The sequence below is a fragment of the Pseudomonas sp. YNh genome (assembly GCF_037993085.1).
GTDB classification, from domain to species: Bacteria; Pseudomonadota; Gammaproteobacteria; order Pseudomonadales; family Pseudomonadaceae; genus Aquipseudomonas; species Aquipseudomonas putida.
Genome location: NZ_JBBMRJ010000010.1, coordinates 1 through 24,712, shown reverse-complemented (window position 1 = coordinate 24,712; position 24,712 = coordinate 1). Strand labels below are relative to the sequence as shown.

Sequence of the window (24,712 nt, the reverse complement as noted above, 5' to 3'; positions counted from 1 at the left end):
CCCCTCAATGGGTAGTAAACCTCAGATGCACCGGCGACGAGCTGGGCGTCAGCGCCAATGCCAGCTGGGTACGGTTGTGCATGTGGGTCAAACGCAACACTTGCGACACATACAGCTTGACGGTGTTTTCGGTAATGCCCAGCTCACAGGCGATCTGGTAATTGGTCTTGCCCTTGCTCACCAGCCGCGCCACTTCCAGTTGGCGTGGCGACAGCTTCTCGAAGGCAGCTGGCAGCTCGCTTTCGCTCTCTTCCACATCGGTGGCACGGCGGTGGGTACCTTGGCCACGGGCTTTTTCCAGGTCCTGGTACAGTTCGTCCACCGAGTCGGCCAGGTCCTGCAAGCGCTGGTTCAACCCGCCCAGGGCGCGGAAGTTGCGCTGGCGTTCTTGCAGGGCCTCTTCCTGGCGGCGCACGCCCTCCAGCAGTTCGTCGAGGTTCATGGGCTTCTGGTAATAATCGGCAAACCCTTCGCGCAGGGCGCGGATCACGTCCTGTTTGTCCGCACGCCCGGTCAGCATGATGGCTTCAAACATACGTGGCCCGGTGACTTCCTTGAGGGCGCGAACCAGTGCGATGCCATCACGCTCAGGCATGTGCAGGTCGCAGATGATCAGGCCGATGGCCTCGTCGGCCAGGTAGCGCTGGATGGCTTCGTCGGTCGAATGAGCTGGCAGGCAGTGGTAGCCCTGGGTTTCGAGAAACTCACACAACTGTTCGACGATGACTGGTTGGTCATCGACCACCAATAGCTTCATTTCACTGAATGGTCTGGACACGATCAACTCCCTGTTCGTATACGGCCCTGCTCCCGTGCCAGACACGCTGGCAGCTTAAAAATAGTCGCACTTTCTGGATATGTACAAGTTGCAAGTTATGTACAACCCATAGGACCACAGGAGTGATTATTGGATCCATACCGCCGTTAGAAGAAAACCTGCTAACACGTAGGGTACGAATGCCTGTTTGTCGCCCATTTCTTCGGTCAGGGCCTGCAAACGCTTTTTCACCTTGGGGTTGAGCAGTGTCCACAGGCGCCGACGGGTGAGCAGCCACACCAGCACACTGACACCGGCGCCAATGAAGGTGCCGAGCACGTAATGCGGGCTGGTCGCCAAGGCCAGTGCGCCCATCAGCTTAACGTCGTCGGCACCGAAGCGGCCGAGCATGTAGCCGGGCAGTGTAAGCAGCATGACGATGGCCAGCGCCCAGCCGGCATCACTGGCATCGGCGCCGATCCAGCTGTGGCCGGTGGCGAACAGCCAGAACAGGGCGCCGGCAGCCACGCCCAGGGTCAGCAGATCCGATATCTGGCGTTGACGCACATCCTGTTCGGAGCACAAGGCAAGCCACAGCAGGAGAACAATGCTTTGCATTGGCAGGTCGCCTTTCCCAAATGTTGAACACATCTACCCGGTCAGTCAGGTTTCCTTAAGTGAAGATAGACAAGAACCTGCGCACGAGTGGGCGGGAAAGGGAAAAAGGCGTGGCTGGAATGGATTTTGTCGTAGCTGTCACAGACCTGGCAGGTGGTGCAGCCGTGTTCAGAATCGCGATCTCTGTGGGAGCGGGTTCACCCGCGAACACCGGCGGAGCCGGTGCCATGCACCGTGTCGCTTGCTTCGCGGGTGAACCCGCTCCCACAGAGTCCGCGGCGTCTATAAAAGCCGCGTTTGAATGTTACTTCTTGCTACCCGGGGGATAGTTGGCCAGCACCTTGGTCACGGTATTGTGAATGGCGCTGTTGCGTTCTTCCGGGCTTGGCGGGTAGTTGTTCATGATCTGCTCGGCACTGCCTCGCCAGACCAGCTTGCCGTCACGCCCGTCGAACATGTCGATCTGGATGGTGGCGACCTTGTAGTCGACACTGCGGGTTTCGTTGTACATCGGGCCGCCCCAGTAGCCGCCCCAGTAACCACCCCAACCACCGCCGTAGTTGGTGGTGATCTGCTGCTGGCGCTGCTCGACAATCAGGTACGCGCGCACGCCCAGGTCAGGCCGCACGCCAGCCTGGACCGGGCGCAGGCCACGCTGGTCGAGCTGGTCGGCGACCGCTTGGCGGATGCGCTGTTCGGTGAGGTCGCTTTTGATGCGGGGGTCGTCCGGGCGGTATTGCAGGCCCGGCTCCTGCCACGCCCAGCTCCGGTAGGCGGCAAAATCGCGGCTGGCATCGAAGTCCTGCTGGACATTGTTGCTGGAGCAGGCGGCGAGCAATAACGCGAACGACAGTAGAACGAGACGGCGCAACATGGTGGTTCTCCGTTAAACGTTAACTGGGAGGATAGCCGCTGAGCGCCTTGTGCACAGAATCGCGCAGGGCGCTTTCGCGTTCACGCGGCGAGTCCTTGTCGCTGCCGCTTTCGGCGCTGGCGCTCCACACCGGCTGGCCGCTGCGGGCGTCGTACAGGTCGATGCGCACCACCATCACCTCCACCTCGTAGGTGCGCACGATGGGCACGCTGGCATAGCCCCCGTAGCCATGGCGATAGCCGCCATAACCGACACCACCGTAGGGGTAGGGGCCGTAGTACGGGTCGTAGGTGTCGTAGTCACGCACCTGGCGCAAGCGTTTTTCCAGGCGCATGTCGGCGCTGACCAGCAAATCGCCGGAAGCCCCCCGGGCAGGGCGTAGGCCATGCTGGTCGAGTGCGCCGCTGACGGCATCGGCCAGTTGCGCCGGGTCGGCATTGGCCGTGCCGCCGGGCAACTGGCCGTTGCGCCAGCTCCAGCTGCGGTAGTGCCCGTAATCCCGGGCGGGGGCGGGGTAGGCACTGGCGTCGAAGGTGGTGGCCGCCTGGGCGGGGGCCGGTGGCAGCGGGCGGCTGCTGGCCACATACGGGTTGCTGCCCTGGCAGGCAGCCAAGGCAAGCGGCAGCAGGGCCAGGCACAACAGACGGTACGGCATGTATTCCTCCCGGCGGGCGGGTCAACGGGGGCGGCAGACCCAGTGCAGGTAGCGGCCAAGCCCGGCGAAGCCGGGGTGGCGGCGGTAGGCCAGTTCCATTTCCAGCAGGTCGAGCAGCTCGGCCTTGGCTTGGAACTCTTTGGGCATGTAATCGTGGAACACCCGCACACCACTCTCGGTTTCAACCTGCCACATAGGATCAAGTTGCGCCTTGAGCTCGCGTGGATCAAGCGGTTTCTGTGGGGTCAGGCTCTGCTTTTCACCTTCCAGCCGGTTGCTGCGCAATTTGCGGAAATGGCCCTTGAGCAGATTGCGATAGACCAGCGCGTCGCGGTTGTAGAAGGCCAGTGACAGCCACCCGGAAGGGGCCGTGAGCTGGTGCAGCACGGGCAGGATGCTTTCGGGCTCTGCCAGCCATTCGAGCACGGCATGGCATAGCACCAGGTCGTAGGGCTCGGTCAGTTGGCCAAGCAGGTCTTGCCAGGGTGCCTGGATGAACGTGGCGGTCTGGCCGGCCTCGGCAAAGCGAGCCCGGGCGCCGTCGAGCATGGGGGCGGCAGGCTCGGCCAGGGTCAGATGGTGGCCACGCTGGGCCAGCCACAAGGCCATATGCCCCAGCCCGGCGCCGATGTCGAGGATGCGCAGCGGGCGATCGGGCAGCGCCTCGGCCAGGTCGGCCTGCAGCACGGCCAGGCGGATCGCGCCCTTGGCGCCGCCGTAGATCTTCTCGGCAAAGCGGGTGGCCAGCTCATCGAAGTGACGGTCGTTCATCGGGCGAAGCGCCTCTCGCTGTCGGCCAGCTTGGCCCGCACCACCTGGTCCATGTCCAGGCCCAGCTCGCTGCACAGCAGCAGCAGGTAGAGCACCACATCACCGACTTCCTGGCCGGCGTGGGCGAGTTTGTCGGCAGGTAGCTGGCGAGATTGGTCTTCGCTCAGCCACTGGAAGATTTCCACCAGCTCGGCCATTTCGACGCTGGCGGCCATGGCCAGGTTCTTCGGGCTGTGGAAGCCGCGCCAGTCATTGTTGTCGCGAATCTGGTGCAGGCGTTGGGTGATTTCTTGCAGGTTCATCGGGGGTCTCCTAATGCTGCATAGCTTCGGCCCAGGCCCGATGCAAAGCAAGCGTATACCGCCTCTACAGCGGAGCCCAGCGCCCGACCATATGCAGCACCCCGGCATGCCCATCCAGCCGCAACGCACCCTCAGGCCCCGCCTCACTGGCACTGAGTACCACCTCCGACGGCAACCGCACCGGTTTGCGGAAATCCACTTCAAAGGCGTAGCCGCTGTGCGGCAGGTGCCCACGCAGTGCCGCCAGGGCCATGGCCTTGCTCCACATGCCATGGGCAATGGCCGTGGGGAAGCCGAACAGCCGCGCGCTGGTGGCGCTGAGGTGGATAGGGTTGTAGTCCCCGCACACCTTGGCATAACGTCGGCCAATATCACTGTCGGCGTACCAGCGGGTGGCCTCGGGCAATGGCTCCGGTTCATCGTCGGCTGGCTCGCCTGCCTGGCCCTCCAGCTTTAGTCCGCGCACCAGCATGCGGCTGGTCTCCCGCCAGAGCAGGCCAATGCCGTCGTCTGCCTCGGTAACCAGGTCGAAGGTGCCGCCCTTGGCATGTGCCTGAAGGTTTTGCGCATACACCGCAAAGCGCAGCCCTTCGATACCACCAAGCGGGCGCAGCACCTCGATTCGGTTGTGCAGGTGCACCAGGCCGAGCAGCGGGAAAGGGAAGTTTGGGGCGGTCATCAACTGCAGCTGCAGCGTGAACGCCATGACGTGGGGATAAGTGCCTGGCAGGCGGCCATCGTCGGTAAAGTGGCAAAGCCGTCTATAAGCTGCCAGGTTGCCCGGCTGAACCGGGATGAAGCAGCGCAGGCCATCGTCCGGCAAGCGGTCACCGCTGATGCTGCGCTTGCTGGCTGCACGCAGGTACAGGCTGGCGCGGGCAGCCGGGCTTTGCAGGTCGTGCCAGTTTCTGCTCATGTTCACGCTCCCATCAAGGCCTGGCCGCACACACGCAGCACCTGGCCGTTGACTGCCCCGGAGCCTGGCTGGCTGAGCCAGGCGATGGCCTCGGCGACGTCCTGCGGGCGGCCGCCCTGGCCCAGCGAGCTCAAGCGCCGCCCGGCCTCGCGCAGGCCCATGGGCATGGCCGCGGTCATGTGGGTTTCGATGAAACCGGGGGCGACAGCGTTGATGCTGCCGCCGTGTTCGGCGAGCCGGGGCGCCCAGGCTTGGGCCAGGCCGATCAACCCGGCCTTGCTCGCGGCGTAGTTGGCCTGCCCGCGGTTGCCGGCGATGCCGCTGACCGAGGCCAGCAGGGTGATGCGCGCGTTTTCGCCCAGTGCGCCGTTGTCGTACAGCGCCTGGGTCAGTACTTGCGGTGCCTTGAGGTTGACCGCCATGACCGCGTCCCAGTATTCCGGGGTCATGTTGGCCAAGGTCTTGTCGCGGGTGATGCCGGCGTTGTGCACCACGATGTCGATGCCGTCGGGCAGGGCGGCGAGCAGTTGCGTTGTCGCATCGCTGGCGCAGATATCCAGAGGCAGCGCTTTGCCACCCAAACGTGCGGCGAGGGCGTCGAGGTCTTGGCTGGCCTGTGGCACATCGAGCAGCAGCACATCGGCGCCGTCCCGCGCCAGGGTTTCGGCGATCGCGGCGCCGATGCCGCGTGCCGCACCCGTGACCAGGGCGCGGCGGCCAGCCAGCGGGCGGGTCCAGTCGCCTACCTGGCTGGTGCAGGCTTCCAGGCGCAGTACCTGGCCAGAAATGAAGGCACTCTTGGGCGACAGGAAGAACCGCAAGGCGCCTTCCAGCTGGTCTTCGGCACCGGGCGCGACATACAGCAGCTGGGCAGTCGCGCCATTGAGCAGCTCTTTTGCCAGCGAGCGGCTGAAGCCTTCAAGGGCCCGTTGGGCAACGCTGGCCAATGGGTCCTCGAGGCTTTCCGGCGCGCGCCCCAGCACCACGACATGGGCGCTCGGGGCCAGGCTGCGCAGCAGTGGCTGGAAAAATTCGCGCAACTGCTTCAGCGCATCGCTGTCGGACAGATGACTGGCATCGAACACCACGGCTTTGATTTTCGGCCCCAGGCCGGCCACCCAGGCTTCGGCCTGCAGGTGGTTGGCATTGAAGCTGTAAAGCGCGTCGGTCAGGCGCGGGGCGATGGCTTCGACCTGGCCTGCCAGCGGCCCGCCCCCCAGTACCAGGGCCCCTTCGACCGGGCGCAGGCGGCCGGCTTGCCAGCGCTCCAGCGGCGCCGGGCGTGGCAGGCCGAGGGCATCCACGAGGCGGCGGCCGAGGTTGGAGTTGGCAAAACCGAGGTAGCGATCGCTCATGAGTGGGTCTCCGCAAAAGGCAAGCTTGAAAGTGTGGACCAACTTTGTGGCAAGGTCGTTCGAATGCGGTAAAAACACCTAGGCTGTACGGATCAAATTGTTTCAGGAGGAACAAGCACATGCGTTCACCTCGCCGGGTCGCGATCTTGGGCGGCAACCGAATCCCCTTTGCCCGCTCCAATGGCGCCTACGCCACGGCCAGCAACCAGGCGATGCTCACGGTCGCCCTTGAGGGCCTGATCGAACGTTATCGCCTGCATGGGTTACGGCTGGGGGAGGTGGTGGCTGGCGCGGTGCTCAAGCACTCACGTGACATGAACCTTACCCGCGAATGTGTGCTGGGTTCGCGCCTGTCGCCGCAGACCCCGGCGTATGACATCCAGCAAGCCTGCGGTACTGGGCTGGAAGCTGCGCTGCTGGTGGCCAACAAGATTGCCCTGGGGCAGATCGACTGCGGTGTTGCCGGCGGCGTGGATACCACTTCCGATGCACCGATTGCCGTCAACGAAGGCCTGCGCCACATCCTGTTGCAGGCCAACCGTGGCAAAAGCCTGGGCGAGCGACTCAAGCCTTTCCTCAAGCTGCGGCCTCACCATCTGAAACCCGAGTTACCACGCAACGGCGAACCGCGCACGGGCTTGTCGATGGGCGAGCATTGCGAGCGCATGGCCCAGACCTGGCGCATTAGCCGTGCAGAGCAGGACGAGCTGGCGTTGCTCAGCCACCAGAAGCTGGCCGCCGCGTATGCCGAGGGTTGGCAGGAAGACTTGCTGACGCCGTTTTTGTCGCTGACACGGGACAACAACCTGCGCCCGGACCTGAGCCTTGAGCAGTTGGCCAGGCTCAAGCCCGCCTTCGACCGCAGTGGCCAGGGCACGCTGACGGCGGGTAATTCCACACCACTCACCGACGGGGCCTCGGTGGTGTTGCTGGGCACTGAAGAATGGGCTGCGCAGCAGGGGCTTGAGGTGTTGGCTTACCTGGTCGATGGCGAAACCGCTGCGGTGGATTTCGTCACCGGTCGCGAAGGGCTGTTGATGGCCCCGGTGTATGCCGTGCCACGCTTGCTGGCGCGCAATGGCCTGACCCTGCAGGACTTCGATTACTACGAGATCCATGAAGCCTTTGCTGCCCAGGTGCTGTGCACCCTCAAGGCCTGGGAAGATGCCGACTATTGCCGCGAGCGGTTGGGGCTGGATGCGCCGCTTGGGGCGATTGACCGCAGCAAGCTCAACGTCAAGGGCAGCTCGCTGGCAGCTGGGCACCCGTTCGCCGCGACCGGGGGGCGGATATTGGCCAACCTGGCCAAGTTGTTGGCCACGACGGGGAAGGGGCGTGGGCTGATTTCGATTTGTGCGGCGGGTGGGCAGGGGGTGACCGTTATCGTCGAGCGTTGATTTTCTGCAATACCGCGTTGCCTGCTTTGCGGGTAAACCCGCTCCCACAGGACAGCGCAGATGTCCCCGTGATGGCCACCAGCTGTTAGGCTTGTCTGCTCAGAACTACAAGAAACCGCCATGCCGATCATCGGACATCCTCGCGCTATTCCTGCGCTGGACCATTTGCCCAGGCCCCTCTATGCCCGTGCCGAAAGCCTCGGTGCCGGCTCCTGGACCACCCGCCACCAGCACGACTGGGTGCAGTTTTCCTACGCCATCAGCGGCGTACTGGCCGTGTACACCCGGGACGGCAGTTACTTTGCCCCACCCCAGTGGGGTGTGTGGATCCCTGCCGATGCCGAACACGAAGTGCTGACCTCGATGCAGGCCGAGATGCGCAGCCTGTATGTGCGCCGCGATGCCTGCCCATGGGCACCGGAGCAATGCCGGGTGCTGGAGGTGACGCCACTGGCACGCGAGCTGATCAAGCAGTTCTGCCTGTTCCCGGCGGACTACCCGGAATATGACAGTGCCGAGGCGCGGCTGGTGGCGGTGCTGCTCGACCAGTTGCGCACCTTGCCGGAAGTCGGGTTTTCGCTGCCGTTGCCACGTCACCCTGGGTTGCTGGCCCTGTGCAACGGCTTGATCGCCGCACCGGACCAGCCCCAGACCTTGCAGCAATGGGCACGGGAGCTGGGGTGTTCGGAGAAGACGCTGATGCGGATGTTCCAGCGCGAGACCGGGTTGAGCTTTCGCAACTGGCGGCAGCGCATGCGGCTGTTGTCGTCACTGGCGTTGCTGGAGGCGGGGGAGAATGTGACCGAGGCGGCGTTGGGGTGTGGGTATGACTCCACCTCGGCTTACATTGCCGCATTCAAGCAGCTGTTCGGGGCTACCCCTGGCGAGTTGAAACTCTAGGCATAGTCTGCCTGTACCGGCCCTATCGCCGGCAAGCCAGCTCCCACAGAGACTGCAAACCCTGAGGGCAGCGGGGGCCTGTGGGAGCTGGCTTGCCGGCGATAGGGCCGGGACAGGCAATGCATCAATCAGGTGCGGAACCTGCGCACCAGCGAATCCAGCTCATTGGACAGCCCAGCCAGGCTCTCGGAGTCCTGGCGCGCCGCTTGGGCCAGTTCGGCCACCAGCTGCGCATCCCCGTGAATCTGGCTGATATGCCGGTTGATGTCCTCGGCCACCTGGTGCTGCTCCTCGGCCGCCGTGGCGATCTGCGTGTTCATGTCGCGGATCACATCCACCGACTCACGGATTTGCCCGAAGCTGTCGCGGGCCAGGCCGATACGGCTTACCGACTGCTGCGACACTTCCAGGCTGGCATGCATCTGATCGGCCACTTCGGCCGTGCGGCTGGCCAGGTTGCCCAGCAGGCCGTCGATTTCGGCAGTGGAGTCGGCTGTGCGCTTGGCCAGGGCCCGCACTTCGTCGGCCACCACGGCAAAACCACGGCCCTGCTCACCGGCACGGGCTGCTTCGATGGCCGCGTTGAGGGCCAGCAGGTTGGTCTGTTCGGCAATTGAGCGGATGGTGCCGAGGATCGACTGGATAGCGTTGCTGTCACGCTCCAGCTGCTGGATCGACTGCGCGGACTGTTCGATCTCGTGGCTCAGGCGGTCGACGCTTTGTACGGCGGCGTCGATCTGCTGCTGGCCCTCGCGTGCTTGCTGCTGACCGCTGTCGGCCGACTGCGCCGCCTGGCTACAGGAACGGGCCACTTCGTTGGCGGTGGCGACCATTTCGTGGAAGGCGGTGGACACCATGTCCACGGCTTCGCGCTGGCGGCCAGCGGCTTCGGCCATGTCGCTGGAAACGCGGGTCGAGCTGCTGGAAGTGCTGAGGATTTTGCCGGCAGCAGCGCCGATGTGCTGGATCAGGCTGCGAATGGCGCCGAGGAACTGGTTGAACCAGCTGGCCAGTTGCGCGGTTTCGTCGCGGCCACGGATTTCCAGGTTCCGGGTCAGGTCACCCTCGCCCTGGGCAATGTCCTCCAGGCCGCTGGTGACGCTATTGATCGGGCGCACGATCAGCTTGGCGAAGCCTGCACCGACCACTGCGAACAGCGCGGCCAGCACCACGGCAATGCCGCCGATCAGCCAGGTCAGCCGGGTGGTGGTCTGCATCACTTCGCTTTGTTCGATCAGGCCGATGAAGGTCCAGCCCAGTTGCTCATCGGGGTAGACGTTGGCCATGTAGCGCACGCCATTGAGCTCGACCTCGACCAGGCCTTTGCCGGCCTTGGCCAGCGCGGCATAGCCGTCGCCAAAGCTGGCCAGCTGCTTGAAATTGTGAGCGGCGTCGCGTGGGTCGACCATGACGTTGCCGTTGCTTTCCACCAGCATCAGGTAGCCGCTTTCACCCAGCTTGATCTGTTTGACGATTTCGGTCAGGCCTTTGAGCGACACGTCGATGTTGACCACGCCGCCGGGATTGCCCAACTGGTTGGCCACGGCGCGCACGGTGCTGACCAGTACCGCGTCGTCGGCCGCCCAGTAGTAGGCGCCGGTACGCACGGTCTTGCCCGGGTTGGCCATGGCCAGTTGGTACCAGGGGCGGGTGCGTGGGTCGTAATTGACGAACTTCTGCCCGGCCGGCCAGCCGGTGTAGCCGCCGTCGTTCACACCGTAGGACAGGTAGGCATAGGACGGATGCGCGTTGGCCAGGCGGGTCATGAAGTCGAGGAGCTTGCCGGCCTGCTCGCCCAGTTCGTAGGACGGAGCGGCGCTCATGTACTTGTTCAGCTCGCTGCCGGTGGCGGCGACCATTGGCTGCGAAGCCATGTACTCGACGTTCTGGTTGATGCCCTGGAAGAAGATGTTCATCGCGTTGCTGACCTGGCGGATTTCCCGGCTGCTACCGTCGAGGAATCCGTCGCGGGCTTCGCCGCGCAGGTTGAGGACCACCAGGGTGGCCACGAGGACAATGGGCAAGCCGGCGATGACCGCGAATGCCCAGGTCAGTTTCTGTTTGATGCTCATCGACGCTCCCGGAATTTTTATTGTCGACCCACGAGGCAGGTAGCCAGTGCATCGGCAGCGTCCGGGTTTTATGTATGAAAACGCCCGTATTTATTGGATAAAGTCGCGGTTGGTGACTATTCGGTCGCGTTTGGACGCTTTTGGCATACCAAGCGCGGGTGACCGATCAGTGACAGCAACTTCCAGCAGCACCGTTGGCCAGGTCCTTGAGGATCGGGCAGTCCGGGCGGTCGTCCCCCTGGCAATGCGAAACCAGCTCGCCAAGGGTGTCGCGCAGGCTCACCAGTTCCTCGATACGCCGGTTCAGTTCATCGATGTGCTGCATGGCCAGCGCCTTCACATCGGCGCTGGCACGCTGGCGGTCTTGCCACAGGGTCAGCAGCTTGCCGACCTCTTCCAGGGAAAAGCCCAGGTCGCGGGAGCGCTTGATGAAGGCCAGGCTGTGCAAGTCTTCTGCCTGGTACAGGCGGTAGCCGCTGTCGCTGCGCGTGGCAGGTTTGAGCAGGCCGATGGATTCGTAATAACGGATCATCTTGGTGCTAAGCCCGCTGCGGCGGGCGGCCTGGCCGATGTTCATGGCGCTTCCTCGTTGGTGCTGGTGGGTTTCCACGCCTTGAGCCACAGCGCGTTGCTGACCACGCTGACGCTGGACAGGGCCATGGCGGCGCCGGCCAGTACCGGGTTGAGGTAACCCAGCGCGGCCAGCGGGATGCCGATCAGGTTATAGATGAACGCCCAGAACAGGTTCTGGCGGATTTTGGCGTAGGTCTTGCGGCTGATTTCCAGGGCGGCCGGCACCAGGCGCGGGTCGCCACGCATCAGGGTGATGCCGGCGGCCTGCATGGCCACGTCGGTGCCGCCACCCATGGCAATGCCGATATCGGCTGCCGCCAGGGCCGGGGCGTCGTTGATGCCATCGCCAACCATGGCGACCACGCCATCCAGCTTGAGCGCGGCCACGGTGGCGGCCTTGTCGGCCGGCAGCACTTCGGCATGCACATCGTCGATGCCCAGGGCGTCGGCCACCACCTTGGCGCTGCCGCGGTTGTCGCCGGTCAGCAGGTGGCTGCTGATGTGCTGTGCGTGCAGGGTATTTATGGCTTGCGCGGCGCCGGGCTTGAGGCTGTCACCAAAGGCGAACAGGCCCAGCACACGGGGTTGCGTGCCGCGTTCGATCAGCCACGACAGGGTGCGCCCCTCGGCTTCCCAGGCCTGGGCCTTGGCGGCCAGGTCACCAGGTTGCAGGGCGCTTTCGTCGAGCAGGCGGCGGTTGCCCAGGGCCAACTCGCGGCCCTCTACACATCCGGCGATGCCGCGCCCGGTCAGCGACTGGCTGTCGGTAACGCTTGGCACGTCCAGCTTCTGTTCGGCGCAGGCATCCAGCACCGCCTTGGCCAGTGGGTGCTCACTGCCGCGCTGCAGGGCGCCGGCCAGGCGGTGCAGGTCGGCGCTGTTGCCCAATTGCGCCTGGCTGTGGACAACCCGCGGGCTGCCAGAGGTCAGCGTGCCGGTCTTGTCGAAGACCACGCGGTTGACCGCATGGGCACGCTCCAGGGCTTCGGCGTCCTTGATCAGGATACCGTGGCGGGCGGCAACCCCGGTGCCGGCCATGATTGCTGCAGGCGTGGCCAGGCCGAGGGCACAGGGGCAGGCGATGACCAACACGGCAACGGCGTTGATCAGTGCGGTTTCCAACGGTGCGCCGGCCAGCCACCAGCCGATCAGGGTGATCAGGGCCAGTACCAGCACGGCCGGGACAAACACTTGGCTGACCCGGTCGACCAGCTTCTGGATCGGCGCCTTGGCGGCCTGGGCGTCTTCCACCAGGCGGATGATACGGGCCAGCACGGTTTCGGTGCCCAGCGCCTGGGTGCGCACCAGCAATCGGCCTTCGCCATTGATGGCACCACCGGTAACACTGTCGCCGGGTTGCTTGGGCACCGGCAGGCTCTCGCCGCTGATCAGGGCTTCATCGGCATGGCTGCTGCCGTCTTCGACCACACCGTCTACCGGGAAACGCTCGCCGGGCTTGACCAGCACCAGGTCGCCCAGGCGCAACTGCGCGATGGCCACGTCTTGCTCCTGGCCGTCGACTACACGCAGGGCGCGTTCCGGGCGCAGTGCCTCAAGGGCGCGAATGGCGCTGGCGGTCTGGCGCTTGGCACGGCTTTCCAGGTACTTGCCCAGCAACACCAGGGCAATCACCACGGCCGAGGCTTCAAAGTACAGGTGTGGGGCCATGCCGGCAGGGGCCTGCGCCCACTGGTACAGGCTCAAGCCGTAGCCAGCGCTGGTGCCTAGCGCCACCAGCAGGTCCATGTTGCCGGCACCGGCGCGCACGGCCTTCCAGGCGGCTACGTAGAAGCGGGCGCCAAGAATGAACTGCACCGGTGTGGCCAGCAGGAACTGCGCCCATGCAGGCAACATCCAGTGCAGGCCGAATGGCTGCACCAGCATCGGCAATACCAGTGGCAGGGCCAACAGCAAGGCTGCGCCGACCGCCAGGCGCTCGTTGCGCAGGCGGCGCTGGGCAGCGCTTTGGTCGCCGTTTGCCGTTTGCGGCAGGCTGGCGCTGTAGCCGGCCTTGTGCACGGTGTCGATCAGCAGGTTGTCATCAACGGCTGCCAGCACTTCAAGGTGCGCGCGTTCGCTGGCAAGGTTGACGCTGACCTGCTCAACACCCGGCAGCTTCCCCAAGGCGCGCTCTACGCGGCCGACGCAGCTGGCGCAGGTCATGCCGCCAATCTGCAGTTCGACGGTACGGGTGGGCACGCCGTAGCCGGCTTCGCGCACGGCATCGACCAGGGCGGGCAGGCTGTTGGCCGGGGCCTGGACCCGGGCCTGTTCGGTGGCGAGGTTGACGCTGACCTGTTCAGCGCCGGTGACCTTGCGCAAGGCGCGTTCGACCCGGCCGGCACAGCTGGCGCAGGTCATGCCGGAGATCGGCAGGTCATACGTGGTGGATGCGGGCATGGCTCTCCTCCTTGGACAGGCCTCCAGCATCAACCTTGCCATGCAGGTAAGGTCAATAGCCCAGGCCGGCTCGCTTCAACTCCAGCCCATAATGCCCCATGGCGATGCGGTATTTGTTGATCTGGCCCGCCTGCAGGTTCAAGCGTGTGCTGCGTTGGTCTTCGACGCCCGCTGCGCAGCCTGGCATCTGCCCTGGCAAAAGGCGCAGGCGCACATCCACCGGGCCGGGCGGCAGGTTGAACGAGGTGGATTGCTCCTGGAACACACGCCCGGAAAGCTGATCGTTGAGGTAGACGCCAATTTCGCAGTTGGTGGCCACTTCCAGGCGTTCCCGGGAAATGATCAGTACGCTGTAGTCCGAATTGCCCTCGGCACTGGCCGGTGGCACCGCAGCCAGCGCGCTCAATAGCCCGACGACGCCCAATGCTGCCCTGAACATGAAAAGTCTCCTGCTTGCCTGATCGTCAAACGCGAAGCTTGGCCGACGCGGGCGCGGATTTCCACCCCAGGTGTTGCTGGCAGGTCTTGACCTTGCCCCGATGGCAAGCTTGAGACTCGTTGAAAACCTGAAGGAGGCAACCCCCATGCAAGTGTTCAATGTACAAGGCATGACCTGCGGCCATTGCGTGAAAGCCGTGACCCGCGCGGTGCAGGAGCAGGATGCAGCGGCCAAGGTCGAGATCGACCTGGCAGCCAGGCAGGTACGGGTGCAGAGTGAACTGGGGCAGGAGCAGATCCTTACGGCCATTCGTGATGAAGGTTATCAGGCCGAACTTGCCTGAAGACTTGGCAGTGGGAGACTCACCTGTGGGAGCGGGCGTGCCCGCGAATACGCGTAGCCGGTGCCATCCACCGCGTTGCCTGATTCGCGGGCACGCCCGCCCCCAGAGGGACCACGGCAATTTTCAGGTTTCGAGCCAGGCAGTTGTCCCCGCAAGGCCCAGGTTTGTTGCAAATGTTTTCATACCGATAGTGGCCACAGCAGGTAGAATCAATCACTTGCTTAGCCTGCTATGGATTCCTGATGAACCTGCGAATGGTGCTCATCCTGGGCGCACTCAGTGCGTTCGGGCCCTTGGCGATCGACTTCTACCTGCCCGCCTTCCCGGCCATGGCGCAGGCGTTCGCCACCGATGAAAAACACATCCAGGCCACTTTGGCCGCCTACTTCCTCGGCCTGTCCATCGGCCAGTTGGCCTATGGCCCGGTAGCCGACCGCTTTGGCCGGCGCATACCGCTGATGTTCGGGGTGACCCTGTTCACCCTGGCGTCGCTGGCCTGTGCCTATGCCCCCAACCTCGACACCCTGGTACTGGCGCGCTTTGTCCAGGCACTGGGCGGTTGTGCCGGCATGGTGCTGTCGCGGGCCATCGTCAGCGACAAGTGCGACCCGGTGGCCTCGGCCAAGGTGTTTTCACAACTGATGCTGGTCATGGGCCTGGCGCCGATCTTGGCACCGATGCTGGGCGGGGTGCTGGTGAACCTGGCAGGCTGGCAGTCGATCTTCCTGGCCTTGAGCCTGTTCAGTGCCGGCTGCCTGCTGGCGGTCAGCCTTGGCCTGCCGGAAAGCCTGCCTGAGCACATGCCGCGTCAGCCGCTGTCTGGCGCTTTGCGCCAATACCTGCGTTTGCTTGCAGACCGGGTGTTCCTTGGCCATGCCTTGACCGGTGGTATCGCCATTGCCGGCATGTTTGCCTACATCGCCGGTTCCCCTTTCGTGTTCATCAAGCTCTATGACGTGCCGGCCGAGCACTACGGGTGGCTGTTCGGTACCAACGCCGCCGGCTTCATCCTGGTGGCACAGGTGAATGCACGTCTACTGGCCAAGCGTGGCCCGGCGTTCCTGCTGGCGCGCGGGGTGTGGGTGTACCTGGCGGCAGGCCTGGCGCTGTTGGGCGTGGCAGCCTTGCAGCCGACACAGTTGTGGCCGCTGCTGGTACCGCTGTTCATCTGCATCGCCAGCCTGGGCTGCATCATCCCCAACGCCTCTGCCTGCGCCATGAGCGGGCAGGGCGCACGCGCTGGCAGCGCCTCGGCACTGATGGGCTGCCTGCAATTCAGCGTCGCCGCAGGGGCGGCGGCACTGGTCGGCCTGCTGCATGATGGCAGTGCGGTGCCGATGGCGACGGTAATCAGCTTGTGCGGTGCACTGGCGGTCAGTGTCGCGCTGCTGACCCGACGTTTGCAGGCCAGGCGTCCCGCATAAGCGGGTGAGGTGCCTGCAGGCGGGTTTCGAGCGTGGCGACGAAGGCCCGCGCCTCGGCCTCGCTGCGGAAACTGACCACGTGTTGATCGAGCTGGACCTGCCAGGGGCAGGCAGGGTTTCGGCTCGATGCACTGACGACAATTTTCATCGCGGCAAACCTCCAGAAGGGGGAGCCGCTCAAGTGTAGCGCCGCCCCTCGTGGCTGCCACGGGCTGCATCAGTGTCCTGACTGACGGTCGACAGGCGCATTTCCTCTCCCTGTTTCCCGCTTTGGGCGTAATGCCCGCAAACCCGCAGAACCTTCGCTTCGTTGCGCGCTATTTGCGGAACATGGCTGTGGGCCGTATCTGAAATTGCAGCCGGTCTTTTTTCATCAAGATGTTTCTACGCCGCTGTACGCGTATATCGGACCTTTGGTTGACCGGGTTCCGGGCAGTTTTCCGAGGCTGTTTCACTGTTTGAAGGGTAGGCATACCCAGTGTTTTTTCGCCGCAGGTATGTCGGCAGGTGAGCGTCTGAACGGCGTTTGCTGCGGCCTATACTGGCGACCCAGGCCAGTGACAGCGAGAGGTGCTTCCCTGCCAGGGTTGGCCCATCGCATCCACACCGTGAACTTGCAGGGAGTTACAGGGATATGAACGCAGCCAGCAGTATCAGCCAGATTGCCAGCCTGATGGCCGACCCGAAGCGCAGTGCCATGTTGTGGGCATTGATCGACGGCACGCCACGCCTGGCCAATGAGCTCGCGATAATGACCGGCCTGACTTCGTCATCGGCCTGCGCGCACCTTTCGTTGCTGTCGTCGGCCGGGTTGCTCAGGCATGAAGCACGTGGCCGCAAGCGCTATTTCCGCCTGGCGACACCGCAGGTCGGGGCCGCCGTGGAGGCCTTGGCCAGCGTTCAGCTGGAGGGCGCCAGGGGGGAGCAGGCCAAGGCGCCGGTATCACCGTTGCCCATGTCGATGCGCCGCGCACGTCGTTGTGGCGATCACCTGGGTGGGGAGCTGGCCAGTGAGCTGTACCATCGCGTGGTGGTGGCCGGCTGGCTGGAAGGCAGCGGCCGACAGTTGATGGTAAGTGACGAGGGGCGGGCGCAGTTGGCGCTTGTCGGGGTCTACATCGATGCCCTGGCGCCACACCAGCAACGTGGTTGCGTGATCTGCCGTTGCACCGAGTGGAACGATCAGGCCCCGCACCTGGGTGGCGTACTGGGCCAGGCCTTGTTCAGGCTGTTTCTGCAATCTGGCTGGATGCGCGAGGCCGAGGACACGCGGGCATTGCATATCTCGGCGCTGGGTATCCAGCAGATCAATCGCATAGCCCGCGTGGCGACGTTGCAGGTCGGCTGAGCGCAACGGCGTCGGTCAATCAGACCAGCCGGGCATCCAGGCTGTTCTGCGCCAGCCGACGGGCCTGGTCTTCGGTCATGCCCAGGTGGGTGTGCAGGGCGTGGAAGTTTTCCGTCACGTAGCCGCCGAAGTAGGCCGGGTCGTCCGAGTTGACCGTAACCTTCACGCCGCGTTCGAGCATGTCCAGGATGTTGTGCTGGCTCATGTGGTCGAACACGCAGAGCTTGGTGTTGGACAGCGGGCACACGGTGAGCGGGATCTGCTCATCGATGATGCGTTGCATCAGGCGCTCGTCCTCGATGGCGCGTACGCCGTGGTCGATACGCTTGATCTGCAACAGGTCGAGCGCTTCCCAGATGTACTCGGGCGGGCCTTCTTCGCCGGCATGGGCAACGGCAACAAAGCCTTCGCTGCGGGCCCGGTCGAACACGCGCTTGAACTTGCTTGGCGGGTGACCCATTTCCGAGCTGTCCAGGCCGACGGCGATGAACGCGTCGCGGAACGGCAGGGCCTGGTCGAGGGTTTTTTGCGCTTCCTCTTCACTGAGGTGGCGCAGGAAGCTGAGGATCAGGCCACTGCTGATGCCCAGTTGCTTGCGGCCGTCGTTCAGCGCCTGGTTGATGCCATTGAGCACCACTTCGAAAGGGATGCCGCGGTCGGTGTGGGTTTGCGGGTCAAAGAACGGTTCGGTGTGGATCACGTTCTGGGCTTTGCAGCGTGCAGGTAGGCCCAGGTCAGGTCGTAGAAGTCCTGCTCGGTACGCAGCACATCCGCGCCCTGGTAATACAGGTCGAGGAACTCCTGCAGGTTGTTGAAGGCATAGGCACCGCGCAGGGTCTCCACATCGGCCCAGGGCAGGGCGATCTTGTTGCGCTCGGCCAGGGCGAACAGCAGCTCGGGCTCCAGCGAGCCTTCCAGGTGCAGGTGCAGTTCGGCCTTGGGCAGGGCGTTCAACCAGTCATACATAGTGGGGCATCTCAATCAGGTACGGTTGCCGCCATTCTACAGGGCCTGGCCGGGCATTGCGCCCGGCCAGGCTGCGACCCGGTGGATCACCAGACCAAGGGTTCGCCCTTGTAGTTGATGAAGCGCAGGCCGCCGTTGCCGCTTTGTGCGTTGATCTGGTCGAGCATGCCGCGGGTGCTGGTGAACACGTCGATTTCGGCGTTTTCGCCGCCCATGTCGGTTTTCACCCAGCCCGGGTGCATGGCCAGCACGCACAGGTCGGGGCGCTGTTGTTCAACCACGAAGCTGTTGATCATCGAGTTGAGCGCTGCCTTGCTGGCCTTGTACAGGCAAATTTCGCCCCCGTCGGGGATGGTTACGCTGCCCAGGATCGAACTCATGAAGGCCAGCACGCCGCTGCCCTCGCGCACCTGGCCGACCAGGCGGCGGGCCACGCGGATGGGCGACACGGCATTGGTCATGAACAGGTCGCCGATGTCCTTGTTCTGAACCGTCTCCAGGTCTTGCGGCAGGGGGCCCATGACGCCCGCATTGACGAATACCAGGTCGAACACCTGGCCTTGCAGGCGTTGTTTCAGCCCATCGAGTTGGGCGGTGTCGTTCATTTCCAGCTGTTCGATGCGCACGCCGGGCACGTCCGCCAGGGCACCGGGTTGCTGGGGGTTGCGCACGGTGGCAACGATATTCCAGCCGTCTTCGTTCAGGCGTTGCACCAGGCCCAGGCCAAGCCCGCGCGAGGCGCCGATGATAAGTGCGGTTTTTGCATTAGCCATGTGAACGCGCTCCGTGGTCGGTGAAAGAGAAAGGTAGTTGAGAATAATCCACAGCGGCACTCACTGCCTTGCCGTTGGCTGTATAAAAAACGATCAACTGCGCCGGGGCCTTGCCCGGCCGGGCGCTTCGCCTGTTGGCGCACGGGTTATCCACAGGCTGATCCACAGTTATTGTGTGCAAGCCTACGACCTTGCAAGGCGCCCCGCCTGGCCGCGTGTTGGGGATAACTCGTGAGCTTTCAGCAGTTTGCGGCTGTCATCAAACAGTGATCAAAATATGATCAAAGCTCTGGAGGCCATGAAAACAGTAGCTTGCAAGCGACTGCCCCAAGCTTATCCACAGGCGGGCCCACAGTTGTTGTGGGCAATGTTCAGCATGCTTCGAGCAGGATGCGCCCGCGGCTCAGGTCGGCCAGTTGCTGCTGCAGTGGCGCCCTGTGGGCATCACCAAGCGCGATCAGCAGGTCTACGCCATTGGCGGTGAACTGTTCATCCAGTACCAGGCCGTCCACCTCCGCCAGCCGCAGTTTAACCAACGCAAGTTCGCTGAAACTGCAGCTGCAGGTGAATTCGCTGCGCTGCACCAGCAGCCGCTTGGGTGCCTGTTGCAGGCACTTGTTGGCGCCGCCGCCATAGGCCCTCGCCAGGCCGCCGGTACCCAGCTGGATACCGCCGTACCAGCGGATCACCAGCACCACGACCTGGTCGCAGTCCTGCGCTTCGATGGCTGCCAGGATCGGCCGGCCTGCGGTGCCGCCGGGTTCGCCGTCATCGTTGCTGCGGTACTGCCCGCCGAGCTTCCAGGCCCAGCAGTTGTGGGTGGCGGCCAGGTCGCTGTGGCGTTCGATAAAGCTCATCGCATCGGCGGCACTGCTGATCGGCCCGGCGAGGGTGATGAAGCGGCTCTTGCGGATGTCCTCGCGGTATTCGCAGAGGTCGAGCAGGGTAGAAGGCATAAATGACGGTTACACAGCGGGCTTGATGCCGCAGCCTTTCAGAATGATGTGGATAAGGTTGTTGCTTGCGTCTTCCATGTCCTGCTTGGTCAGGCGGCTGCGGCCGGTAACCTGGCAGATCTGGGTAGCGAAGTCGGCGTAGTGCTGGGTGCTGCCCCAAAGCAGGAAGATCAGGTGCACCGGGTCGACCGGGTCCATCTTGCCGGCTTCGATCCAGGCCTGGAACACGGCAGCCCGGCCGCGGAACCACTCGCGGTAGTCAGCACTGAAATATTCGGTCAGGCAGGTGCCACCGCTGATTACCTCCATGGCGAAAATCCGCGAGGCCTGCGGGTTGCGGCGCGAGAACTCCATCTTGGTGCGGATGTACTGGCTCAGCGCTTCACCGGGGTCGTCCTCGACGCTCAAGGCGTTGAAGGTACTGTCCCACAACTCGATGATGTTGCTGAGCACGGCAATGTACAGGCCCAGCTTGTTGGTGAAGTAGTAGTGCAGGTTGGCCTTGGGCAATTCCGCCTTCAGGGCGATGGTGTTCATGCTGGTGCCCTTGAACCCATGGCGAGCGAACTCGTCCTCGGCGGCCTGGATAATGGCCTGTTCGTTTTTCTGGCGGATGCGGCCCGCGGGCTTGCCCGAGGCGGAGAGGCGGTGCGCAGGGACTTCTAGGGTCATGGACGATTCCGTACGGGTCAGTGGCTGCGGCTGTCGGACAAGATTACCTGCCTGCGCCGAAGTGACAAGCGTTTGCGGCACAGACTGGCATCAACGTGTCGCAGCCAGGCTGTCGAGGAAGCTTTCCAGTACCAGATTGGGCCGCCTGCCCTTGCGCGTTACCCAGCTCAGGCTCAGGTCATAGAAGCGCTGTTGGGGCTTGAGGGCGCGCAAGCGGCCTTGCTGCACCCACAACGTGGCGTAGTGGTCGGGCAGGTAGCCAATGTAGCGCCCGGTGAGGATGAGAAACGCCATGCCTTCGCGGTCCGAAGCACTGGCCGTGCAGTTCAGCGCCTGGTAATGGGCCTGGATGTCGGCGGGCAGGCGGAATGTGGGGGTGATGGCTTCCTGGCTGTTGAGGCGGTCGTCGTCGACCTGCTGGTCATCGGCATAGAACAGCGGGTGGCCGACCGCGCAGTACAACAGCGAGCGTTCGCTGTACAACGGCTGGTACTCAAGGCCCGACAGCGGGCTGGTCTGAGGTACCACACCAACATGCAGGCTGCCGTCGAGCACGCCGTGTTCGACCTGGCTGGGGGCGATCATGCGGATCTGGATACGCACATCGGGCCCGCGGTCCTTGAGTTCGGCCAGGGCATGGGTGATGCGCATGTGCGGCAGGGTGACCAGGTTGTCGGTCAGGCCAATGTTCAACTCGCCACGCAAGTGCTGGTGCAGGCCGTTGACCTCGGTGCGGAAACTTTCCAGGGCGCTGAGCAGTTGCAGTGCCGAATGGTAGACCTCGCGGCCTTCCTCGGTCAGCGAGAAACCGGCGCGGCCACGCTGGCACAGGCGCAGGCCAAGGCGTTGCTCCAGGTCGTTCATTTGCTGGCTGATGGCCGAGCGGCCAATGCCCAGCACGTTCTCGGCGGCCGAAAAGCCACCGCACTCGACCACGCTGCGGTAGATCTTCAGCAGGCGGATGTCGAAATCGCTGACTTGGGCGAGTGGATCGGGGCGTCGGCTCATCAGTTTAGTCACGGCCTGTCTGAAGATTAGAAATGTTGGCTTTTTCAGACTTTATCGCCGTGCCAATTTAGCTGCAACAACATACATCGTTGCCTAATCGTCTTTCGAGGAACCGCCGATGAACATGCCCGAAACCGCTCCCGCCGGTATCGCCAGCCAGCTCAAGCTGGATGCCCACTGGATGCCTTACACCGCCAACCGCAACTTCCACCGCGACCCACGGTTGATCGTGGCGGCCGAAGGCAACTACCTGGTCGATGACCAGGGGCGCAAGATCTTTGATGCGCTTTCTGGCCTGTGGACCTGCGGCGCCGGGCACACCCGCAAGGAAATTACCGATGCGGTCACCCGTCAGCTGAGTACCCTGGACTATTCCCCGGCGTTCCAGTTTGGCCATCCGCTGTCGTTCCAGCTGGCGGAAAAGATTGCTGATCTGGTTCCAGGCGATCTGAACCACGTCTTTTATACCAACTCCGGTTCCGAGTGCGCCGACACCGCGCTGAAGATGGTGCGTGCCTACTGGCGCTTGAAAGGCCAGGCGACCAAGACCAAGATCATCGGCCGTGCCCGCGGCTACCATGGCGTGAACATCGCCGGTACCAGCCTGGGTGGGGTGAACGGTAACCGCAAGATGTTCGGCCAGTTGCTGGATGTCGACCACCTGCCTCACACCGTGCTGCCGGTGAACGCCTTCTCCAAGGGCATGCCGGAGGAGGGCGGTATTGCCCTGGCTGACGAAATGCTCAAGCTGATCGAGCTGCACGATGCCTCCAACATCGCTGCGGTGATCGTCGAGCCGCTGGCGGGGTCTGCCGGTGTACTGCCGCCGCCTAAGGGTTACCTGAAGCGCCTGCGTGAAATCTGCACCCAGCACAACATCCTGCTGATCTTCGACGAAGTGATCACCGGCTTTGGCCGCATGGGCGCGATGACCGGTGCTGAAGCCTTCGGCGTCACCCCGGACCTGATGTGCATCGCCAAGCAGGTAACCAACGGCGCCATCCCGATGGGCGCGGTGATTGCCAGCAGTGAGATCTACCACACCTTCATGAACCAGCCGACGCCGGAATACGCCGTGGAATTCCCGCACGGCTACACCTATTCGGCCCACCCGGTGGCCTGCGCCGCCGGTATCGCCGCGCTGGACCTGCTGCAGAAGGAAAACCTGGTGCAGTCCGCCGCCGAGCTGGCGCCGCACTTCGAGAAGCTGCTGCACGGCGTGAAGGGCACCAAGAACGTTGTCGATATCCGTAACTACGGCCTGGCCGGCGCCATCCAGATCGCCGCCCGTGACGGTGATGCCATCGTCCGCCCGTACGAAGTGGCGATGAAATTGTGGAAGGCAGGCTTCTATGTACGCTTCGGTGGCGACACCCTGCAGTTCGGCCCAACGTTCAACACCACGCCGCAGGAACTGGATCGCTTGTTCGACGCCGTCGGCGAAAACCTGAACCTGATCGACTGATCTTTCCGATTTCGATGCCAGGCGCGCGCATGTATAGCTAGCGCGCCTGCCTCTACCTTCTATATCCGGAGTTTTGCATGAGCATTGTTCAGCACCTGATCCATGGCGAGCTGGTTTCCAAAGGTGAGCGCACCGCCGATGTCTTCAACCCGTCCACCGGCCAGGCTGTACGCAAGGTCGAGCTGGCCAGTCGCGCGACCGTGCAGGAAGCGATCGACTCCGCCAAGGCGGCCTTCCCGGCCTGGCGCAACACCCCACCGGCCAAGCGCGCCCAGGTAATGTTCCGCTTCAAGCAACTGCTGGAGCAGAACGAAGCCAAGATTTCGCAGATGATCAGCGAAGAGCATGGCAAGACCTTGGAAGACGCAGCCGGCGAACTGAAGCGCGGCATCGAGAACGTCGAGTTCGCCTGCGCAGCGCCAGAAGTATTGAAAGGCGAGTACAGCCGCAACGTCGGCCCGAACATCGATGCCTGGTCCGACTTCCAGCCGCTGGGCGTGGTCGCTGGCATTACCCCGTTCAACTTCCCGGCCATGGTGCCGCTGTGGATGTACCCACTGGCTATCGCCTGCGGCAACGCTTTCATCCTCAAGCCGTCCGAGCGTGACCCCAGCTCGACCCTGTACATCGCCCAGTTGCTGCTGGAAGCCGGCTTGCCGAAGGGCATCCTGAACGTGGTGCACGGTGACAAGGAAGCGGTGGATGCACTGATTGAAGCGCCAGAAGTAAAAGCACTGAGCTTTGTCGGTTCAACGCCGATCGCCGAGTACATCTATGCCGAAGGCACCAAGCGTGGCAAGCGCGTGCAAGCCTTGGGTGGCGCGAAGAACCACGCGGTACTGATGCCGGATGCCGACCTGGACAACGCCGTCAGTGCACTGATGGGCGCGGCCTACGGTTCGTGCGGCGAGCGCTGCATGGCCATTTCGGTGGCGGTATGCGTGGGTGACCAGGTGGCCGATGCCCTGATTGCCAAGCTGGAACCGCAGATCAAGGCACTGAAGATTGGTGCCGGCACTTCGTGCGGCCTGGACATGGGCCCGTTGGTAACGGCTGCTGCCCGTGACAAGGTAGTGGGTTACATCGATGACGGTGTTGCTGCTGGCGCCAAGCTGGTGGTGGATGGCCGCGGCTTCCGTGTAGCCGGTAATGAAGATGGCTACTTCGTGGGTGGCACCCTGTTCGACAAGGTGACCCCGGAGATGCGTATCTATAAAGAAGAGATCTTCGGGCCGGTGCTATGCGTGGTGCGTGTGAACAGCCTGGAGCAGGCCATGCAGCTGATCAATGATCACGAGTATGGCAACGGGACCTGCATCTTCACCCGTGACGGTGAAGCGGCGCGCCTGTTCTGCGACGAGATCGAAGTGGGCATGGTAGGTGTGAACGTGCCGCTGCCGGTGCCGGTGGCTTATCACAGCTTTGGTGGCTGGAAGCGTTCGCTGTTCGGTGACCTGCATGCCTATGGCCCGGACGGGGTGCGCTTCTATACCCGTCGCAAGGCGATTACCCAGCGCTGGCCGCAGCGTGCCAGCCATGAAGCGTCGCAGTTTGCGTTCCCTAGCCTTTAAAGGCAGGTAATTAAAGCGGGGAGGCCGAAAGGCCTCCCCGCTTTGTTTTTTGGGGGTGTTCGCCTTGGGGATTCAGCAGTGTTCGGCTTGGGTTTTTCAGCGCCTGTGAGATCGAGCGCCGCCCGCGCGGCGCATCGCGACGCAAGGCCGCTCCCAC

Annotated in this window: 24 protein-coding genes and 2 pseudogenes; 7 read left to right on the top strand and 19 right to left on the bottom strand. The window is 63.6% G+C overall.

Annotation, left to right across the window (positions count from 1 at the left end):
• Positions 1 to 4 precede the first annotated feature (4 nt).
• From WF331_RS12640 to WF331_RS12605, 8 genes are all read right to left on the bottom strand, one after another.
• Positions 5 to 778 carry a response regulator transcription factor gene (locus tag WF331_RS12640; RefSeq protein ID WP_340622967.1) on the bottom strand — a complete coding sequence of 258 codons (774 nt, stop codon included), beginning with the start codon at positions 776 to 778 and terminating at the stop codon, positions 5 to 7.
• 126 nt (positions 779 to 904) lie between these two features.
• A complete protein-coding gene (locus WF331_RS12635; RefSeq protein ID WP_016497870.1) occupies positions 905 to 1,375 on the bottom strand; it encodes an A24 family peptidase in 471 nt (156 codons plus the stop codon).
• Between the two features lie 304 nt (positions 1,376 to 1,679).
• Positions 1,680 to 2,249 (bottom strand): DUF4136 domain-containing protein, encoded by a 570-nt coding sequence (locus WF331_RS12630; RefSeq protein WP_284398756.1) that lies wholly within the window; start codon positions 2,247 to 2,249, stop codon positions 1,680 to 1,682.
• A 19-nt stretch (positions 2,250 to 2,268) separates the two neighbouring features.
• On the bottom strand, positions 2,269 to 2,904 hold the full coding sequence (locus WF331_RS12625) for a DUF4136 domain-containing protein (protein ID WP_284398753.1): 636 nt from the start codon (positions 2,902 to 2,904) through the stop codon (positions 2,269 to 2,271).
• 21 nt (positions 2,905 to 2,925) lie between these two features.
• Positions 2,926 to 3,675, bottom strand: a complete 750-nt coding sequence (locus WF331_RS12620) for a methyltransferase domain-containing protein (protein WP_229609778.1) — start codon at positions 3,673 to 3,675, stop codon at positions 2,926 to 2,928.
• Positions 3,672 to 3,977 (bottom strand): MazG-like family protein, encoded by a 306-nt coding sequence (locus WF331_RS12615; protein WP_016497875.1) that lies wholly within the window; start codon positions 3,975 to 3,977, stop codon positions 3,672 to 3,674. Before WF331_RS12615 ends, WF331_RS12620 begins: the two co-directional genes overlap by 4 nt.
• 64 nt (positions 3,978 to 4,041) lie before the next feature.
• Positions 4,042 to 4,893 carry a MaoC family dehydratase gene (locus WF331_RS12610; protein WP_340622966.1) on the bottom strand — a complete coding sequence of 284 codons (852 nt, stop codon included), beginning with the start codon at positions 4,891 to 4,893 and terminating at the stop codon, positions 4,042 to 4,044.
• 2 nt (positions 4,894 to 4,895) lie between these two features.
• Positions 4,896 to 6,248 carry a 3-oxoacyl-ACP reductase gene (locus tag WF331_RS12605; RefSeq protein WP_340622965.1) on the bottom strand — a complete coding sequence of 451 codons (1,353 nt, stop codon included), beginning with the start codon at positions 6,246 to 6,248 and terminating at the stop codon, positions 4,896 to 4,898.
• A gap of 119 nt (positions 6,249 to 6,367) precedes the next feature.
• On the opposite strand from WF331_RS12605, the gene WF331_RS12600 reads away from it, so the two are divergent.
• Entirely contained in the window at positions 6,368 to 7,645 is a 1,278-nt protein-coding gene (locus WF331_RS12600; RefSeq protein ID WP_340622964.1) for an acetyl-CoA C-acetyltransferase, read from the top strand.
• Between the two features lie 120 nt (positions 7,646 to 7,765).
• Positions 7,766 to 8,545, top strand: a complete 780-nt coding sequence (locus tag WF331_RS12595) for an AraC family transcriptional regulator (RefSeq protein ID WP_096425548.1) — start codon at positions 7,766 to 7,768, stop codon at positions 8,543 to 8,545.
• 128 nt (positions 8,546 to 8,673) lie between these two features.
• Here WF331_RS12595 and WF331_RS29320 read toward each other — a convergent pair whose 3' ends face one another.
• From WF331_RS29320 to WF331_RS12575, 5 genes and pseudogenes are all read right to left on the bottom strand, one after another.
• Positions 8,674 to 9,402 carry a methyl-accepting chemotaxis protein gene (locus WF331_RS29320; RefSeq protein ID WP_370453624.1) on the bottom strand — a complete coding sequence of 243 codons (729 nt, stop codon included), beginning with the start codon at positions 9,400 to 9,402 and terminating at the stop codon, positions 8,674 to 8,676.
• 129 nt (positions 9,403 to 9,531) lie between these two features.
• Positions 9,532 to 10,419 (bottom strand): annotated as a pseudogene (locus WF331_RS29315) (cache domain-containing sensor histidine kinase); the annotation flags it as partial.
• 364 nt (positions 10,420 to 10,783) lie between these two features.
• Positions 10,784 to 11,194, bottom strand: a complete 411-nt coding sequence (gene cueR, locus WF331_RS12585; protein WP_016497881.1) for a Cu(I)-responsive transcriptional regulator — start codon at positions 11,192 to 11,194, stop codon at positions 10,784 to 10,786.
• Positions 11,191 to 13,590 carry a heavy metal translocating P-type ATPase gene (locus WF331_RS12580; protein ID WP_016497882.1) on the bottom strand — a complete coding sequence of 800 codons (2,400 nt, stop codon included), beginning with the start codon at positions 13,588 to 13,590 and terminating at the stop codon, positions 11,191 to 11,193. Before WF331_RS12580 ends, cueR begins: the two co-directional genes overlap by 4 nt.
• Before the next feature lie 52 nt (positions 13,591 to 13,642).
• Positions 13,643 to 14,029 (bottom strand): hypothetical protein, encoded by a 387-nt coding sequence (locus tag WF331_RS12575; RefSeq protein ID WP_016497883.1) that lies wholly within the window; start codon positions 14,027 to 14,029, stop codon positions 13,643 to 13,645.
• A 145-nt stretch (positions 14,030 to 14,174) separates the two neighbouring features.
• Here WF331_RS12575 and WF331_RS12570 point away from each other — a divergent pair, with 145 nt between their 5' ends.
• Both WF331_RS12570 and WF331_RS12565 read left to right on the top strand, forming a co-directional pair.
• Entirely contained in the window at positions 14,175 to 14,372 is a 198-nt protein-coding gene (locus WF331_RS12570; RefSeq protein ID WP_016497884.1) for a heavy-metal-associated domain-containing protein, read from the top strand.
• A gap of 242 nt (positions 14,373 to 14,614) precedes the next feature.
• A complete protein-coding gene (locus WF331_RS12565; RefSeq protein WP_016497885.1) occupies positions 14,615 to 15,796 on the top strand; it encodes a multidrug effflux MFS transporter in 1,182 nt (393 codons plus the stop codon).
• Here the strand turns inward: WF331_RS12565 and WF331_RS12560 are convergent.
• A complete protein-coding gene (locus tag WF331_RS12560) occupies positions 15,747 to 15,944 on the bottom strand; it encodes a hypothetical protein (protein ID WP_340622963.1) in 198 nt (65 codons plus the stop codon). The two genes, WF331_RS12565 and WF331_RS12560, sit on opposite strands and share 50 nt — an antisense overlap.
• A 486-nt stretch (positions 15,945 to 16,430) precedes the next feature.
• Between WF331_RS12560 and WF331_RS12555 the strand changes: the two genes are divergently transcribed.
• A complete protein-coding gene (locus tag WF331_RS12555; protein ID WP_049273704.1) occupies positions 16,431 to 17,144 on the top strand; it encodes an ArsR/SmtB family transcription factor in 714 nt (237 codons plus the stop codon).
• 19 nt (positions 17,145 to 17,163) lie between these two features.
• Here WF331_RS12555 and WF331_RS12550 read toward each other — a convergent pair.
• The 5 genes and pseudogenes from WF331_RS12550 to WF331_RS12530 all read right to left on the bottom strand — a co-directional run bounded on the left by WF331_RS12550 (position 17,164) and on the right by WF331_RS12530 (position 21,522).
• Positions 17,164 to 18,110, bottom strand: a pseudogene (locus WF331_RS12550) (adenosine deaminase).
• Between the two features lie 86 nt (positions 18,111 to 18,196).
• A complete protein-coding gene (locus WF331_RS12545; RefSeq protein ID WP_016497888.1) occupies positions 18,197 to 18,883 on the bottom strand; it encodes an SDR family oxidoreductase in 687 nt (228 codons plus the stop codon).
• 371 nt (positions 18,884 to 19,254) lie between these two features.
• Positions 19,255 to 19,839: an IMPACT family protein gene (locus tag WF331_RS12540; protein ID WP_016497889.1), complete on the bottom strand. Its 585-nt coding sequence runs from the start codon at positions 19,837 to 19,839 to the stop codon at positions 19,255 to 19,257.
• A 9-nt stretch (positions 19,840 to 19,848) separates the two neighbouring features.
• Positions 19,849 to 20,511, bottom strand: coding sequence for a TetR/AcrR family transcriptional regulator (locus tag WF331_RS12535; RefSeq protein WP_016497890.1), 663 nt, complete (start codon positions 20,509 to 20,511; stop codon positions 19,849 to 19,851).
• A gap of 90 nt (positions 20,512 to 20,601) precedes the next feature.
• Complete coding sequence (locus tag WF331_RS12530) at positions 20,602 to 21,522, bottom strand: LysR family transcriptional regulator (RefSeq protein WP_172488781.1); 921 nt, start codon at positions 21,520 to 21,522, stop codon at positions 20,602 to 20,604.
• Between the two features lie 115 nt (positions 21,523 to 21,637).
• Between WF331_RS12530 and WF331_RS12525 the strand changes: the two genes are divergently transcribed.
• Together WF331_RS12525 and WF331_RS12520 are read left to right on the top strand one after the other, a co-directional pair.
• Complete coding sequence (locus WF331_RS12525) at positions 21,638 to 22,984, top strand: aspartate aminotransferase family protein (protein WP_016497892.1); 1,347 nt, start codon at positions 21,638 to 21,640, stop codon at positions 22,982 to 22,984.
• A gap of 77 nt (positions 22,985 to 23,061) precedes the next feature.
• Positions 23,062 to 24,555, top strand: a complete 1,494-nt coding sequence (locus WF331_RS12520) for a CoA-acylating methylmalonate-semialdehyde dehydrogenase (RefSeq protein WP_016497893.1) — start codon at positions 23,062 to 23,064, stop codon at positions 24,553 to 24,555.
• Positions 24,556 to 24,712 lie beyond the last annotated feature (157 nt).